General features: G+C 74.0%; 2 protein-coding genes. Both read right to left on the reverse strand.

What is annotated here, in order from left to right:
- Position 1 precedes the first annotated feature (1 nt).
- Entirely contained in the window at positions 2-15,730 is a 15,729-nt protein-coding gene (locus AC2RP6_RS11720) for an amino acid adenylation domain-containing protein (protein ID WP_486450302.1), read from the reverse strand.
- Positions 15,667-17,550 (reverse strand): condensation domain-containing protein, encoded by a 1,884-nt coding sequence (locus tag AC2RP6_RS11725; RefSeq protein ID WP_486446184.1) that lies wholly within the window; start codon positions 17,548-17,550, stop codon positions 15,667-15,669. The genes AC2RP6_RS11720 and AC2RP6_RS11725 overlap by 64 nt, the downstream gene beginning before the upstream one ends.
- Positions 17,551-17,558: the final 8 nt, after the last annotated feature.

Genomic DNA, 17,558 nt, shown 5'->3' on the forward strand with positions numbered 1-17,558 from the left:
GTCAGTTCCCCCCGAGGTGCTCGTTGATGATGCGGGCGATCTCCGCCGCCGGCCCGGCCTTCGGCATGCCCATGTGCGTGGCGTCGATGTCGTACTCGTGGACCGTGCCGCCGATGTGCGGGGCCCAGAGGGACGCGTAGGACTCGTCCGGGTTCTGGGTGGCGTTGAGGAAGACCGCATCGCCGTCGTAGGAGGGCGAGTCCCACTCCAGGAGCATCTCGGCGTGCGACTTGAAGAGGTGGCTGCCGTTCTCCACCAGGGCCTCGCGGTCCTCGTCCACGCCGGAGCCGATGAAGAACTCCTTGAAGAACTCGCGGACCTCCGGCATGTTCACCGGGTCCTCGATGTGGCGGAACCAGCCGCTGGGCGGGCTGTCCATGAGGGCCAGGAGCGCCACCTCGTGTCCGCGCCGCCGCAGTTCGGCGGCGAGGGCGTGGGCGTAGGTGCCGCCCGTGGAGTGCCCCACCAGGTGGTAGGGGCCCTCCGGCTGGACCGTGAGGATCTGCTCCAGGTAGTCGTCGAGCATCGCCTGTGTGGACTCGGCCCGGCCGGTGCCGTCGAAGCCCCGGCCCTGGATGCCGTACACCGGCCGGTCCCCGAGGAGCTGCGCGAGGCCCACGTAGGACCAGCACAGTCCGACGCCCGGGTGGACGAACCACAGGGGTGCCCCGGAGCCTTCGGTCCGCATCGGCAGGACCACGGCGAAGGGGTCCGCGAACACGGGCGCCTGGGCCGTCTTGACCTGGGACTGCAGGTAGTCGGCCAGCTTGGCCACCGTGGTCGCCCCGAACATCACGCGGATGGGGACCTTGGCCCCGAGGACCGCGCGGATCCGGCTGATGAGCTTGGTCAGGCGCAGCGAGTGGCCGCCCAGGTCGAAGAAGTCGTCGTCGATGCCGACCCGCTCCAGTTCGAGCGCCTCGGCGAACAGCTTCGCCAGGGTGGTCTCCAGCGGGTTGCGGGGCGCGCGGTAGTCGGCTCCGCCGGTGTACTCCGGATCCGGGAGGGCGTCGCGGTCGAGCTTGCCGTTCGGGGTGAGCGGCAGCCGCTCCAGGGTGACGAACGCGGCCGGGACCATGTACTCCGGCATGCGGCTGGTGAGGTGCTTGCGCAGGTCCTCGGCCACCACCCGCTCGCCCTGGGCCGGGACGACGTGGGCGACGAGCTGCTTGTCGCCGGCCAGGTTGTCCCGGGCGGTCACGACGCCGTGGTCCACCGTCGGGTGGGCCGCGAGGGCCGCCTCGATCTCGCCGAGCTCGATGCGGTGGCCGCGCACCTTGACCTGGTTGTCGGTGCGACCGCGGAAGAGGAGTTCGCCGTCGGGGCTCCACTCGACGAGGTCGCCGGTGCGGTACATGCGCTCGCCGGGCTCGCCGAACGGGCAGGCCGTGAACCGCTGGGCGGTCAGGTCCGGCCGGCCGACGTAGCCCCGGGTGAGTCCCGCGCCGGCGATGTAGAGCTCGCCGGGCACGCCCGGCAGGACCGGCCGCAGCGCGGAGTCCAGGACGTAGACGCGGGTGTTGCGGATGGGGCGGCCGATGGTGACGGGGGTGCCCGCGGTGAGTTCGCCGGCCGTGGCGCCGATGGTGGTCTCCGTCGGTCCGTAGCCGTTGAACATCCGGCGTCCGGCCGACCAGGTGGCGACCAGCTCAGGGGAGGCGGCCTCGCCGGCCACCATCAGTGCCTCGACGGTGGACAGGGATCCGGCGGGCATGGCGGCGAGCACCGTGGGCGTCAGGATCGCGTGGGTCACCGCGAACGCGTCGGCGGTCCCGGCGAGCGGGGCGCCGGGGGCGAGCCGGTCCGGGTCGGCCATGACGAGGGCTCCCCCGGCGAAGAGGGACATGCACATCTCGCCGACCGAGATGTCGAAGCTCGGCGAGGCGAACTGCAGGACCCGGCTCCGGGCGGTGATGCCCAGCAGCTCCGTCACCTCGGCGACCATGTTGGCGAAGCCGGTGTGGGTGACGGCCACGCCCTTGGGCCTGCCGGTGGAGCCCGAGGTGTAGATGACGTAGGCGGTGTTGGCCACCACCAGCGGGACGATGCGCTCCGCGTCGGTCAGCGGCGTGCCGTCCACGTCGTCCAGGGCCGCCGCGAACTCCGGCTCGTCCAGGGTCAGCAGCTCCGAGGGGAGGTCGGGCAGCCGGTCGGACGTCGCCCGGTCGACCAGGATCAGTCCGGTCCCGGAGTCCTCGACCATGTACGTGAGCCGGTCGGCCGGGTAGGCCGGGTCGAGCGGCAGGTAGGCGCCGCCCGCCTTCATCACGGCGAGGACGGCGACCGGCCACTGCGGGGAGCGCCGCAGGGCCACGCCGACGACCGTCTCCGGCCCGACCCCGCGGTCGACGAGGGTGCGCGCCAGCCGGTTGGCCCGTGCGTCCAGTTCCGCGTAGGTGATCTGCTGGTCCTCGAAGAGGACGGCGGTCTCCCCCGGGGCCTCGGCGGCCTTCCGCTCGAACAGGGCGGGCAGGGTGAGCGCCGGGTCCTCGGCGTGCGTGCGGTTGAAGTCGACCAGGAGCCGGTCGCGTTCGGCCCCGTGCAGGACGTCCAGCGCCCCCACCGGGACCTCCGGGTCGGCGATGAGCTGCCGCAGGATGTGCAGCACCCGCTCGGCGATCCGCTCCACCGTGGCCGCGCCGATCGCCTGCCGCTGGTACTGCAGGATCATGCGAAGGTACGGCTCGGCGTCGGCCGCCAGGCCCACCAGGTAGGCGGCGCCCGCGGAGGGCCGGATCCCGGTGAAGGAGACGCCGGCGGCGGTGTTGGCCGCGCCCAGTGCCTCCTTGTCCACGGGGAAGGACTGGAAGAGGACGATGGTGTTGAAGAGTTCCTTCAGGCCGGCCTCCCGCTGGATGCGGTGCAGTCCGAAGTGGTGGTGGTCCAGCAGCGCCGTCTGGCGCTCCTGGAGGTTGCGCAGCACCTGGGCGAGGGTGTCGCTCGGCGCGTACTCGGCGCGGATGGGCAGGGAGTTGACGAACAGGCCCACCATCTGGTCGACGCCGGGCACCTCCGCCGGACGGCCGGAGACGGTCGTTCCGAAGATGACGTCCCGCTTGCCGGTGAGCTGCCCCAGCATCAGCGCCCAGACGCCCTGGACCAGGGTGCCCATGGACACGCCCAGTTCGGCGGCGCGCTTCTTCAGGGCGCGGGCCTCGTCCAGCGGCAGCGGGACGTCGACCTGTCCGACGCGGGCGTCGTCGCCGCCGTCCGCGGGAGTCTCGGCGGCGAGCAGGGTGGGCTCGCCGACGCCCTCCATCTCCTTGGCCCAGGCCGCGGCGGCGGCCTTGTCGTCGCGCCGGGACAGCCAGCGCAGGAACTCCCGGTACTCGGGCACGCGCGGCTGTTCGGAGGCGTCGCCCTCGGAGGCGTACAGGTAGGCGAGGTCGCGTACGAGCAGGGGGAAGGACCAGCCGTCGAAGAGGGCGTGGTGCACGGTCAGCACCAGCTCGGAGGTGTCCTCGGCGAGCCGGACCAGCGAGGCCCGCAGCATCGGCGGCTTCGCCGGGTCGAACTGCGCGTAGTGGTCCTCGGCGAGGATGCGCTCCAGTGCCTCCTCGCGGCCGTTGTCGTCGAGGGCGCGCAGGTCGGCGACCCGCCAGGGCAGCTCGACCCGGTCGAGGACCAGCTGGGTGAGGTCGCCGCCGGCGTCGGTGACGAAGGCGGTGCGCAGGTTGGCGTACCGATCGAGGAGCGCCTGCGCCGCCACCCGCATCCGGGCCGGGTCGACCCGGCCCTGGACGTGGAAGGCCACCTGCACGATGTGCGGGTCGAAGGCGTCCTCCTCCAGGCGCATGGTCTCGAAGAGCAGACCGAACTGCAGCGGGGTCAGCGGCCAGACGTCTGCCAGGCCCGGGTACTGCTCCTCCCAGCCCTCGATCTCGCTCTGCGTGAGACGGACGAGCGGGACGTCGGAGGGGGTGAGGCCGCCGGCGCCGGGGGTGGTGACGTGGTGGGCGAAGCCCTCCAGCGCGCGTCCCCACAGGTCGGCGAGTTCCCGTACCGCGGCCCGGTCGAGGACGCCCGCCGGATAGGAGACGCGGGCGTTGAACCGGGGGCCGTCGGCGGTGTCGGTGACGTAGGCGCTGATCTCGACGGTCGACAGCGCGGGCATGTCGGCGTCGAGGTCGGCGGCGAGGCCGAGCGCGTCGGCGGCCAGGGTCCAGCCGGCGCCCTGCTGTCCGTCGGCGGGGGTGCCGGCGGCGACCCGTCCCAGGTAGTTGAAGGAGATCTGGGGGGTGGCGCGCCAGTCGAGCTCGGCCGCGGTGGAGGGGTTGAGGTGGCGCAGGAGGCCGAAGCCGACGCCCTTGTCGGGGACGGCGAGGAGCTGTTCCTTGACGGCCTTGAGGACGCCGCCGGCGGCGGCCCCACCGGAGATCGCCTCCCGCACGTCGTGCCCGGCGAGGTCGAGGCGTACGGGGAACATGCTGGTGAACCAGCCGACCGTTCGGGACAGGTCGGCCCCGGGCACGACCTGCTCCTCGCGGCCGTGGCCCTCCAGCCGGATCAGCGTCGAGGACTGCTCGACGCCGCGGTCGGCGCGCCACTGCGTCACCGCGAGGGCGAGCGCGGCCAGCAGGCCGTCGTTGACACCGCCGTGGAAGGCGGTGGGCAGGGTCGTCAGCAGGGCTTCGGTGACCTGCTCCGGGAGTTCCAGGGAGAGGGCCTCCACGGTGGACATGACGTCCACCGCCGGGTCCAGCGGCCGTGCGCCGAGGACGGGGTCGTCGCAGTCGAGCAGCTCGGACCACCGGGCGAGTTCGGCGATGCGGTCCGGGTCGGACGCCTCGTCCATCAGGGCGTGGGCCCAGCGGCGGGCGGAGGTGCCGACCGCGGGCAGGGCGGGGGCGGAGCCGGCCTCGATCTGCTCCCAGGCGGTGGCGAGGTCGGGCAGGAGGATGCGCCAGGACACGCCGTCGACGACGAGGTGGTGCAGGACCAGCAGGAGCCGGCCCGCGCCCTGCTCCGGGGCGAACCAGACGAACTGGGCCATGGTGCCGGCGGCGGGGTCCAGCCGGCCGGTCGCGGCGTCCAGTTCGGCCCGGGCCGTCTCCAGCCACGCCTCGTCCCAGGTGCCCGTGCAGGGCACCCGCCGTACCAGCGCGGCCGCGTCGACCGTGCCGGGGGCGGTGACCTCCAGACTGCCGCCCCCGTCGAGGACGAGGCGGGAGCGCAGGATGTCGTGGTGGTCGAGTACCGCGTTCAGTACGGCGGTCAGGCCGTCCTCGTCGATGCCCCCGGGCAGTTCGAGCGCCGCGGACATCGAGAAGCGGTCGAAGCCGCCGCCGAGTTCGAGCATGTGCTTCGCGATCGGGGCCAGCGGCATGGAGCCGGTGCCGCCGCCCTCCAGTTCCACGAGGGCCGGGCCGAGGTCCTGGGCGCCCGCCGCGGCGGCCAGTTCGGCGACGGTGCGCAGTTCGAAGATCTGCCGCGGGTTGACGACGACGCCCTGGGCCTTGGCCCGGGAGACGATCTGGATGGAGCGGATGCTGTCGCCGCCGATGGCGAAGAAGTCGTCGTCGATGCCGACCCGCTCCAGGCCGAGGACCTCGGCGTAGACGGCGGCGAGCACCTCCTCGGTCCGGTGGCGCGGGGCGCGGTAGCCCTCGCCGGTGAAGTCCGGCTCGGGCAGGGCCGCGCGGTCCAATTTGCCGTTGGGGGCCAGCGGCAGCCGTTCCAGCGGCACGAGTACCGCGGGGACCATGAACTCCGGCAGCCGGCCCGTGACGAAGCGGCGCAGTTCGCGCATGGTGAGGCCGGACGTCATGTCGGCCTCGAAGCGGCCCTGTGCGTCGACCTGACCGCCGGAGTCCGGCGAGCCGACGACGTATCCGACGAGGCGCCGGGACCCGTCGGGGGCGCTCTGCGCGGTCACCACGGCGTGCTCGACGCCGGGGTGGGCGGTCAGGGCGGCCTCGATCTCGCCCGGCTCGATGCGGAACCCGCGGATCTTGAGCTGGGCGTCGCCTCGGCCGACGTACTCCAGCTGCCCGTCGGCCCGCCTGCGGGCCAGGTCGCCGGTGCGGTACATGCGCGCTCCGGGCTCCCCGTACGGGTCGGCGACGAAGCGCTCGGCGGTCAGTGCGGCGCGGCCGTGGTAGCCGCGGGCGATGGCGCCGGCGACGTACAGCTCGCCGACGGCGCCCACCGGCACCGGAGCCAGGCCGGCTCCCAGGACGTACGCGCGCATGTTGCCCAGGGGCGCGCCGATCGGGGCGGTGTGCCCGGCGTCCCACGCGCCGTCGGCCGGGAGCACGAAGGTGCTCGCGTAGAAGCTCTCGGTCTGTCCGTAGGCGTTGACCACGCGGACGCCCGGGACGGCCTCGCGGACCCGGGCGGCCAGGGACGCGGGCAGCGCCTCGCCGGCGAACACCACGGCGTCGGCGGTGATCTTCCCGTCGACCTGGTCGAGGAGTTCGGCGAAGACGGAGGGGACGGTGCTGATGACGCCGCCGCTCCAGCCGCCCCGCTCGCCGATGACGAGGACGTCGCGGGCCAGTTCGACCGTGCCGCCCGCGGTCAGCGTGGTGAAGACCTCGAAGACGGAGACGTCGAAGTTGACGGAGGCGGCGGCGAGGGTGCGGGTGCCGTGGTCCACGCCGATGGTCGCGGCGAGCCGCAGCACGCCGTTGACGACGCCCGCGTGGGTGACGGTCACGCCCTTCGGGACGCCCGTCGAGCCGGAGGTGTACATCACGTAGGCGGCGTTGCCGGGCAGTGCGGCCGCCGGTGCGGGCCCGGAGGCCTCGGCGGGGGCGCCGAGGGCCAGGTCGCCCAGGTACAGGCGGGTGGTGCCGTCCTCCGGCAGGATGCCGGCGGTCGCCGCGTCCGTCAGGAGGAGCGCCGGGCGGGCGTCGGCGAGGATGTGCTCCAGTCGCCCGCTCGGGTACCTGGGGTCGATCGGCAGGTAGGCGCCGCCGGCCTTCAGGACGCCGAGCAGGGCCGCGACGAGGTCCGCGGTGCGCGGCAGGGCGACACCGACCACGCTCTCGGGGCCGACGCCGTGCCGGGTCAGCTCGCGGGCCAGCCGGTCCGCCCGTTCGTCCAGCTCGCGGTAGGTCAGCGACTCCTCGCCGCAGACCAGGGCGACCGCGTCGGGCCGGCGCGCCGCCTGGAGCTCGAACAGTGCGGGGACGGTGACGTCGGGGGTCGGCTCCTGCGTGGCGTTGAGGCCGTGCAGGACCAGCTCGCGTTCGGCGCCGTCCACCAGCTCCACGGAGGCCACCCGCTGCCCGGGGGCGGCGGTCAGCAGGCCCACGACCCGGACGAAGCGGTCGGCGACGGCCTGGGCCGTCTCCCGGTCGAACAGGTCGGTGGCGTACTCCAGGAGACCCACCACGCCCATGCCGGGCAGGTCGGCCATGTTGAAGAACAGGTCGAACTTGGCGGTCTCGGTGCGGACCCGCTCGAACTCCACCCGGAGTCCCGGCAGGGCGAAGTCCTTCCGGGCGAAGTTCTGCCAGGCGAACATCACCTGGAACAGCGGCGAGTAGGCCGTGGACCGCTCCGGGTTGAGGACCTCCACGAGCCGTTCGAAGGGGACGTCCTGGTTGTCGTACGCGGCCAGGGACTTGTCCCGGACCCGCTCCAGCAGCTCCGTGAACGCGGGGTTGCCCGACAGGTCGACGCGCAGCACCCAGGTGTTGACGAAGAAGCCCACGAGTTCCGCCAGGGCCTCGTCGGTGCGGTTGGCGATCGGCGAGCCGATCGTCAGGTCGTCGCCGCCGCCGAGTCCGTGCAGCAGCACGGCCAGGGCGGCCTGGAGCACCATGGAGGAGGTCGCTCCGCTGCGGCGCGCCAGGTCCTCGACCGCGGCCGTCACCTCGGGCGCGAGGGCGAACTCGACCGCGTCGCCGCGGTGGGAGGCCTGGGCCGGGCGCGGCCGGTCGGAGGCGAGCTGGAGCGGCTGCGGAACGCCCGCCAGCTCCTGGCGCCAGTAGCCGACCTGTGCGGCGAGTGCGCTGGCCGGGTCCTCCTCGTCGCCGAGCACGTCGCGCTGCCACAGCGTGTAGTCGACGTACTGGACGGGGAGCTGCGCCCACTGCGGGGCGCCGCCGTCCTTGCGGGCCGCGTAGGCGGTGGCGAGGTCGCGGGCCAGCGGGGCCATGGAGGAGCCGTCGCTGGCGATGTGGTGGATGAGCAGGACCAGGACGTGCTCCTGCTCCCCGAGCCGGAGCACGGGGGCGCGTACGGGGATCTCCGTGGCCAGGTCGAAGAGGTACGCCGAGGCCTCGGCCATGGCGTCGGCGAGGCCGCCGGGGGCCACCTCCACGAGCGGGACCTGGAGGTTCGCCGCGTCGGCCGGCAGGACGAGCTGGGCCGGGACGCCGTCGGCGTCCTCGACGATCAGCGTGCGCAGGCTCTCGTGGCGGGCGACGACGTCGCGCAGCGCCGCCCGGAGCGCCGGCAGGTCCAGCGCGCCGGTCAGGCGGAGCGGGAAGGGGGCGTTGTAGGTGGCCGAGGGGCCCTCGAAGCGGTCGATGAACCACAGGCGGCGCTGGGCGAACGACAGCGGTACGGAGTCCGGGCGCTCGGCGGTGCGCCGCAGCGGGGCCCGCACCGGTGCCCCGGCCGCGAGGTGCTCCACCAGCTCGACGACGGTCGGGGCCTCGAAGACGACCCTGATGGGCAGTTCGACGTCGAGGACCTGCCGGATCCGGCTGACGAGGCGGGTGGCGAGCAGGGAGTGGCCGCCCAGAGCGAAGAAGTCGTCGTCGATGCCGACCCGGTCCAGGCCCAGCACGGCGGCGAACAGGCCGCACAGGACCTCTTCCTGCGGAGTGCGCGGGGCCCGGCCGGTGGCGGCCGCCGCGAAGTCCGGGGCGGGCAGGGCCCGCTGGTCCAGCTTCCCGTTGGGCGTCAGCGGCACCTCGGCGATGGCGACGACGGAGGACGGCACCAGGTGGTCCGGCAGCCGGTCCTGGAGGTAGCCGCGCAGGGCGCCGACGAGGGTGCCGATCCGGCCCGCGGCGGCGGGCTCGTTGGCCAGGACCCGGTCGGCGCGGCCCGAGGGCGTGAAGCCGCCGGTGAAGACCTGGTCGGTGACGGGACCGGCGGGGACGATCACCGCGTCGAAGCACTCGGCCGCGGCGGCGGACCAGGTGAGCAGCACGCCCCAGCCACGCTCGGCTGCCCATGCGCGCAGGTCCTGCGGGTCCAGGACGGGGCCGGCGGTGGCGGGCGCCTCGATCACGCCGATCGCGGCGGCGGAGCCGACCTCGTCGGCGAGCCGGGCGTTGGGGATGCGGGTGACGCGCACGGGCCGGTCGCCGTGGCCGCGGACGAACTCCTCCAGGCCGTAGTGGTCCTCGATCTGGCGGCCCCAGCGCATGGCTGGGACGTCGTGCAGGTCGGTCGCGGCGGCGGGTGCCTTGTGCAGCAGGACCTCGTAGCGGTGGCGGGTCAGCTCGTTGTGGGAGCGGCCGGCCTTCAGCCGGATGTCGACGCCGCCCGCGCCGTGCCGCTCGGCCCAGCGGGTGAACCACTCGGGGTCGAGGACGAGTTCCTTCTCCATGAGGATGGCGCGGGCGACGGCGGCGCGGCTGACCGACGCGGACGCCTCGGGGTGCAGGGCGCGCTGCACCCCGCTGCGGAAGAGCCGCAGGGTGGCGGCGTTGCGGACGTCACCGACGAGGATCCGGCCGCCGGGCGCCAGCAGGTCCATCGCCCCGGCCAGGACCCGGTCCATGTAGTCGGCGTCGGGGAAGTACTGCACGACCGAGTTGACGACGACGAGGTCGAAGTGTTCGCGCGGCAGCCCGGAGGTGTCGTCGCCGTTCTGGTGGCGCAGGTGCACGCGGTCGCCGAAGCCGGTCTGTCCGACCTGGACGCGCAGCCGGTCGACGACGGCGGCCGACATGTCGGTCCCCCAGTACTCCTCCACCTGCCCGAGGGCCTGGGACATCAGCAGGCCGGTACCGACGCCGATCTCCATCACGCGTCGCGGCGACCAGTTGGTGATCTGCTCCACCGCGGCGTCGCGCCATTCGGCCATCTCGTCGAGGGGGATGGGCGTTCCGCCGGTGTAGCTGGAGTTCCAGCCGGTGAAGTCCTCGCCCCAGGCGGCGTCGGAGGCGGCGTACAGGTCGTCGTAGATCTCCTCCCACTCGTCGACCTGCTCCTCGGCGCCGGAGGCGTCGGAGCCGTCGACGCGCGGGACCACGTATCCGACCAGGCGGCGTTCGCCGGCCCGGTCCTCGTTCCAGGTGACGACGGCCTGCGCGACGCCGGGGTGGGTGGCCAGGGCGGCTTCGACCTCGGCGGGCTCGATGCGGAAGCCGCGGATCTTGACCTGGGTGTCGGCGCGGCCGCGGAAGACGAGTGCGCCGTCCGCCGTCCACGCCACGACGTCGCCGGTGCGGTACATGCGCTCGCCGGGGGCGCCGAAGGGGCAGGCGACGAAGCGTTCGGAGGTCAGGGCGGCGCGGTGGGCGTAGCCGCGGGCCAGCCCCGCGCCCGCGATGTACAGCTCGCCGGGGACGCCGGGGAGGGTGGGGCGCAGGCCCGCGTCGAGGACGTGGACCCGCATGTTGTCCATGGGGCGGCCGATCGGGATCGGCTCGCCGACCGCGTCCGGGTCGGGCATGGGGTGGGTGGTGGCGAAGGTGGTGGTCTCGGTCGGTCCGTAGCCGTCGACGACCTTCAGGCCGGGGCAGGCCCGCAGGGCGCGGGTCACCGAGGCCGGGGAGACGACGTCGCCGCCGGTCCACACCTCGGCCACGCCGGCGAAGCACTCCGGGTTCTCGTCGGCGACGACCTTGAACAGGCCGGCGGTCAGCCACAGGGCGGTGATCCGCTGCTCGGCGACGACGGCGGCCAGGGCCGCGGCGTCGAGCTTGCCCGCGGGGGCCACCACCGCGGTGCCGCCGCCCAACAGCGGAACCCACAGCTCGTAGGTGGAGGCGTCGAAGGACTGCGCGGAGTGGACGAGGACCCGCTGGTGGGCGCCGCCGCGGTAGCGGCGGTCCAGGGCCAGGCCGGCGACGGCCCGGTGGGTGACGCCGACGCCCTTGGGCAGGCCCGTCGAACCGGAGGTGTACATCACGTAGGCGAGCTGGTCGACGCGCTCGTGGGTGGCGGCCGCCAGGGCCTCGCCGGAGGCCGCGTCGACAGCGGCGATCGTGTCCGCGTCGTCGAGGACGACGTACGGGCAGGCTCCGCCGGGCAGGCCCGCGACGGTCTCGGAGTCCGTCAGGAGCAGGGTCGGGGCGGCGTCGGCCAGCATGAAGCCGATGCGTTCGGCCGGGTAGTCGGGGTCCACCGGCAGGTAGGCTCCGCCGGCCTTCAGGACGGCCAGCAGGGCGGTGACCAGCTCGGGAGAGCGCGGCAGGGCCACGCCGACGACGGACTCCTGGCCGACGCCGCGGGCGGCCAGGACGCGGGCCAGCCGGTTCGCCCGGGTGTCCAGCTCGCGGTAGGTCAGGGTGCGGCTGCCGGCCGCGACGGCGATGTCGTCCGGGGCGGCGGCGGCCCGCTCCTCGAACAGGGCGGGGACGGTCCGGCCGGGGACGGCGACGGCGGTGTCGTTGAACTCGTCCAGGATCCGGGCCCGTTCGGCGGACTCCAGGACGTGCACCGAGCCGACGCGGGCGTCCGGGTCAGCCACGAGCTCCTGGAGGATCCGCGCGAAACGGACGGCGATGCCCTGGACGGTCTCCGGGTCGAAGAGGTGGTGCTGGTACTGGAGGGCGACGCGCAGGTGCGGGTCGGCGAAGGCCATCACGACCAGCGGGTAGTGGGCGCCGCTGAGCGGGCTGATGCCGGTGACGGCGATGCCCGCGGCGGAGTTGGCCTCCTTGATGGCGACGCCGTCGATCGGGTACGACTCGAAGCCGACGAGGGTGTCGAAGAGGACGTTCAGCCCGACCGAGCGGTGGATGTCCAGCAGCCCGTGGTGGTGGTGGTCGAGCAGGGCGCTCTGCCGGTCCTGGAGGTCGCGCAGCAGGCCGCCGAGGGTGGCGCCGGGGGTGCACTCGACCCGGACGGGCAGGGTGTTGATGAACAGGCCGACCATCGCGTCGACGCCGGGGACGACGGGCGGGCGGCCGGAGACGGTGGCGCCGAAGACGACGTCCCGGCGGCCGGTCAGGCCGGCGAGGACGAGCGCCCAGGTGCCCTGGACGAGGGTGTTGAGGGTGAGGCCCAGTTCGGCGGCGCGCCGGCCGAGGTCGCGGGCGGCGTCCGCGGACAGCGGGATGTCGATCTGGCCGATGCCGGCCGGGTCGGCGGCGGCGCCCGCGTCCGGGGCGATCAGCGTCGGCGACTCCACTCCGGCGAGTTCGGCGGCCCAGGCGCGGGCGGAGGCCTCGCGGTCCTGGCCGGCCTGCCACACCAGGAAGTCGCGGTAGCCGGGCACCCGCGGCAGCGCGGAGGCGTCGCCGTGGGAGCCGTACAGCCGCAGCAGGTCCTGCATGAGGACCGGGATCGACCAGCCGTCGAAGAGGACGTGGTGAGCGGTGAGGACGAGCTCCCAGCGGTCGGGCGCCATCATGACGAGGGACATCCGCACGAGCGGGGCCCGGGCCAGGTCGAAGTGCGAGGCGTGGTCCTCCGCGAGGAAGCGCCTCAGCGCCTCGTCGCGGCCGTCCTCGCCGAAGCCGCTGAGGTCGAGGTACTGCCAGGGCAGCTCGACGCGGTCGCGCACGACCTGCACCCGGTCCCCCGCCGCGTCGTGCACGAACGCGGCGCGGAGGTTGGCGTACCGGTCGAGGAGCGCCTGCCCGGCGGCCCGCATACGGGCCGGGTCGACCTCACCGGCGAGGTGGAGGACGAGCTGCATCTGGTAGGCGTCGAAGGTGGAGCCGGCGAGCTGGGCGTGGAAGAGCAGGCCGTCCTGCATGGTGGTCAGCGGCCAGACGTCCTGCAGGCCGGGGTGGCGCTCCTCCCAGGCCTCGATCTCGTCCTGGCCCACCGTCACCAGCGGCACGTCCGACGGGGTCAGGCCGCCCGCTCCGGGCGCGGCGGCGTGCCGGGCGAGGGCCTGCAGGGCGGTGCTCCACAGCTCGGCGAGCTCCTCGACGTCCTCCTTGGCGAGGAGACCGGCGGGGAAGGCGAGGCGGGCGGTGAGCTGCGGCCCGTCCTCGGTGTCGGTGACGAGCGCGCCCACGTCGAGGGTGGTCAGGGCAGGCATCCGGTCGCCCGGCCGGGCGATCAGCTCGGTGGTGCCCTCGGCGAGGGTCCAGCCCGGGCCGCGCAGGTGCTCGGGCGCGTCCGAGGAGGAGAAGCGGCCGAGGTAGTTGAAGCCGATCTGGCCGGTGGGGTACCGGCGCAGCACGTCGGCGGTCTGCGGGTTCAGGTACCGCAGCAGGCCGTAGCCGAGGCCCTTGTCCGGGAGGGACAGCAGCTGCTCCTTGACGGCCTTGACCGCGGCTCCGGCGGCGGCGCCGCCCGCGAACGCCTCGTCGAGGTCGATCCCGGCGAGGTCGAGGCGGACCGGGAACATGGTGGTGAACCAGCCCACGGTGCGCGACAGGTCGGCGCCGGGGACGACGTCCTCCTCACGTCCGTGTCCCTCGACGCGGATCAGGGTGGAGGACGCGTCGGTGCCGCGCGCCGCGCGCCAGCGGGCGACGGCCAGGGCCAGCGCGGCGAGCAGGCCGTCGTTGACACCGCCGTGGAAGGCGGCCGGGAGGGTGGTCAGCAGGGTCTCGGTGACCGGCGCGGGGAGCGTGAGCCAGGTGTGGTCCACGGTGGACATGACGTCGACGGCGGGGTCGAGGGGCCGCGATCCCAGGAGGGGGTCGGGTCCGGCGACGACCGAGCGCCACAGGCCCAGTTCGGCGACGCGTGCGGGCGTGCGCGCCTCGTCGGCGAGGGCGTGCGCCCAGCGGCGGGCCGAGGTGCCCGTGCCCGGCAGTTCGGGGGTGCGGCCCGTACGGACCTGCTCCCAGGCGGCGGCGAGGTCCGGCAGCAGGATGCGCCAGGACACGCCGTCGACCACGAAGTGGTGCAGGACCAGCAGCAGCAGGCCGGCGCCGTCCTCGGGGGCGAACCAGACGAACTGCGCCATGGTGCCGGCGGCGGCGTCCAGCCGTCCGGTGGCCGCGTCCAGCTCGGCGGTGGCCCGCTCGAACCACCGCTCGTCCCAGCGGCCGTCGCACGCTACGCGGTGGATCAGCGCGTCGGCGTCGACCGTGCCGGGCGCGGCGACCTCCAGGGCGGCGCCGTCCTCGCCGGTGACGAGCCGGGAGCGCAGGACGTCGTGGCGGTCCAGGACCGCGCCGAGGGTGGCGGCGAGCCCGGGCCGGTCGATGCCCTCGGGCAGCTCGACGGTGGTGGACATGGCGAACCGGTCGGTGTCCTCGCCCAGTTCGAGCAGGTAGGCGCCGATCGGCAGCAGCGGCATCCGGCCGGTGCCGCCGCCGTCGAGTTCGGCGAGCCGCGGTGCGGCGCCGGCCTCGGCGCCGAGGGTGGCGACCGCGGCCAGTTCGGCGACGGTGCGGTGGTCGAAGATCTGGCGCGGGCTGACCTCGACGCCGGCGGCGCGGGCGCGGGAGACGACCTGGATGGAGCGGATGCTGTCGCCGCCGACGGCGAAGAAGTCGTCGTCGATGCCGACCCGGTCGAGGCCGAGGACCTCGGCGTAGACGGTGGCGAGGACCTCCTCGACGGCGTCCCGCGGGGCACGGTACTCACCGCCGCTGAAGTCCGGCTCGGGCAGGGCCGCGAGGTCGAGCTTGCCGTTGGCGGTCAGCGGCAGACGGCCGATCATGACGAACACGGACGGCACCATGAACTCGGGCAGCCGGGCCGCGACGAAGCGCCGCAGTTCGCGCACCGACACGTTGGTGGTCAGGTCCACGTCGAGATCGCCGAGGCTGGCGACGGTCCCGAAGCCGCCCTGGTCGGCGTCGAGCGGGACGACGTGGCAGACGAGCTGCTTGCTGCCGCGGCCCTCGCGGATGGTGACCACGGCCTGGGCGACGCCCGGGTGGTCGGTCAGGACGGCCTCGATCTCGCCCGGTTCGATGCGGAAGCCGCGCACCTTCATCTGCGCGTCGTCGCGGCCCGCGTACTCCAGCTGCCCGGTGGTGTTCCAGCGCGCCAGGTCGCCGGTGCGGTACATGCGCGATCCGGGTGCGCCGTAGGGGTCGGCGAGGAAGCGGTCGGCGGTCAGGGCGGCGCGGCCGAAGTAGCCGCGGCCGATCTCGCCCGCGACGTACAGCTCGCCGACCACCCCGGCCGGGACGGGCCGCAGGCCGGGGCCGAGGACGTAGGTGCGGACGTTGCCGAGCGGGGAGCCGATGGGGGCGCTGCCGGCGCCGTCCCACTCCTCGTCGGCGGACAGGGCGAAGGTGGTGGCGTAGAACGACTCGCTCTGGCCGTAGGCGTTGACGACGCGGACGCCGGGGATCGCCTCGCGCACGCGGTGCACGAGGGCGGTGGGGAGGGCCTCGCCGGCGAAGACCACGGTGTCGGCGCGGATGGCGTCGCCGCCCACCTGACCGAGCAGTTCCGCGAAGACGGACGGGACGGTGCTGATCACACCGCCGTGCCAGCCGCCGCGCTCGCCGATCACCAGTGCGTCACGCACCAGTTCGACGGTGCCGCCGGAGCAGAGCGTCGCGAAGATCTCGAAGACGGACACGTCGAAGTTGACCGAGGTGCCGGCCAGGACGCGCGTCCCGGCGCCGACGCCGATCTCCGAGGCCAGTCCGAGGACGTCGTTCACCACGTTGGCGTGGGTGATCGCGACGCCCTTGGGGGTACCGGTGGAGCCGGAGGTGTAGATGACGTAGGCGGTCTGGCCCGGCCGGGCGGCGGGCGCGGAGCCGGCCCGTCCTGGGGGTCGCCGGCACCGAGGTCGCCGACGAACAGCCGCGGGACCTCCGCCGGCGGCAGGACGCCGACCGTCTCCGGGTCGGTCAGGATCAGTGCGGGCGCGGCGTCCTGGAGGATGAAGTCCAGGCGGCGGCTGGGGTACCGGGGGTCGATCGGCAGGTAGGCGGCGCCGGCCTTGAGCACGCCGAGGAGGCCCGCCACCAGGTCGGCGGTGCGTGGCAGGGCGACGCCCACCAGGGTCTCGGCGCCGGCGCCGCGGGCGGCGAGTCCGCGGGCGATCCGCCCGGCCCGCGCGTCGAGTTCGCCGTAGGTGAGGGTCTCGTCCCCGGCCTCCAGCGCGACGGCGTCCGGGGTGGCCGCGGCCTGCCGCTCGAAGAGCTGCCCGACCGTGACCGGCGGCAGCTCGGCGGTCGTGTCGTTGAACGCGTCGACGACGGTGGCCAGTTCGTCCTGGTCCAGTACGGGGGCCAGTGCGACCGGCCGGTCCGGACGGGCGACGACCTCGCGGATCACCCGCAGGTAGCGGTCCACGACGGACTGCGCCGTGGAGCGGTCGAAGAGGTCGGTGGCGTACTCCAGGTAGCAGAGCATGCCCGGGCCCTCGGGGTCCGAGAAGTAGTTGAACTCCAGGTCGAACTTGGCCGTCGGGGTGGCGAGCACCTCGAAGCGCGCCCGCTCCAGACCCGGCAGCTCCAGGTCGATCCAGGCCTCGTTCTCCCAGGTGAACATGACCTGGAACAACGGGTGGTAGGCCGTGGACCGCTCCGGGTTGAGGACCTCCACCAGGTGCTCGAAGGGCGCGTCCTGGTTGTCGTAGGCCGTCAGCGCCTTCTGGCGCACCTGCTCCAGCACGCGGTCGAAGGTCGGGGCGCCGGAGAGGTCGGTGCGCAGCACCCACGTGTTGACGAAGAAGCCGACGAGGTCGGCGAGTTCGTCGTCGGTCCGGCCCGCGACGGTGGAGCCGATGGCGATGTCGTGGCCGGCGCCCAGGTGCTGGAGCACCACGGCGAGGGCGGCCTGGAGGACCATCGGGACGGTCATGTCGCGCTCGCGGCCCAGGGTCTCGACGGCGGCGAGCAGCTCCGCGTCGATGGGGAAGCCGACCGTGTCGCCGCGGTGGCTGGCCACCGGCGGGCGGGGGCGGTCCGTGGACAGGCGCAGCGGCGTCGGCACGCCGCGGAGCTCGTCCTTCCAGTAGCCGACCTGGGTGGAGACCACGCTGCCGGGGTCGTGCTCGTCGCCGAGCAGTTCGCGCTGCCAGAGCGTGTAGTCGACGTACTGCACCGGCAGGTCGGCCCACTGCGGGGCGCCGCCGCCCAGCCGGGCGGTGTACGCGGCGGCCAGGTCGCGGGAGAGCGGTTCCATCGACTCGCCGTCGCTGGCGATGTGGTGGACCAGCAGGAGCAGGACGTGCTCGCGCTCGCCGGAGCGCAGCAGGGTGGCGCGGACGGGTATCTCCGCGGACAGGTCGAAGGTGTACTGGGCCGCCTCGCGCACGGCCTCGTCGAGTGCCTCGGGAGCGACCTCCACGAGCGGTACGTCGAGGCGGGCCTCGTCCACGGGCAGCACCCGCTGCGAGGGCACGCCCTGCTCGTCGACCACGATGAGCGTACGGAGGCTCTCGTGCCGGGCCACGACATCGCGCACGGCCGACCGCAGCGCGGCCCGGTCCAGTTCGCCCGTCAACCGCACGAGGAAGGGGACGTTGTACGTGGCCGACGGCCCCTCGAACCGGTCGATGAACCACAACCGACGCTGTGCGAACGACAACGGGATCA

It is taken from the genome of Streptomyces sp. WAC03905, from assembly GCF_057371075.1.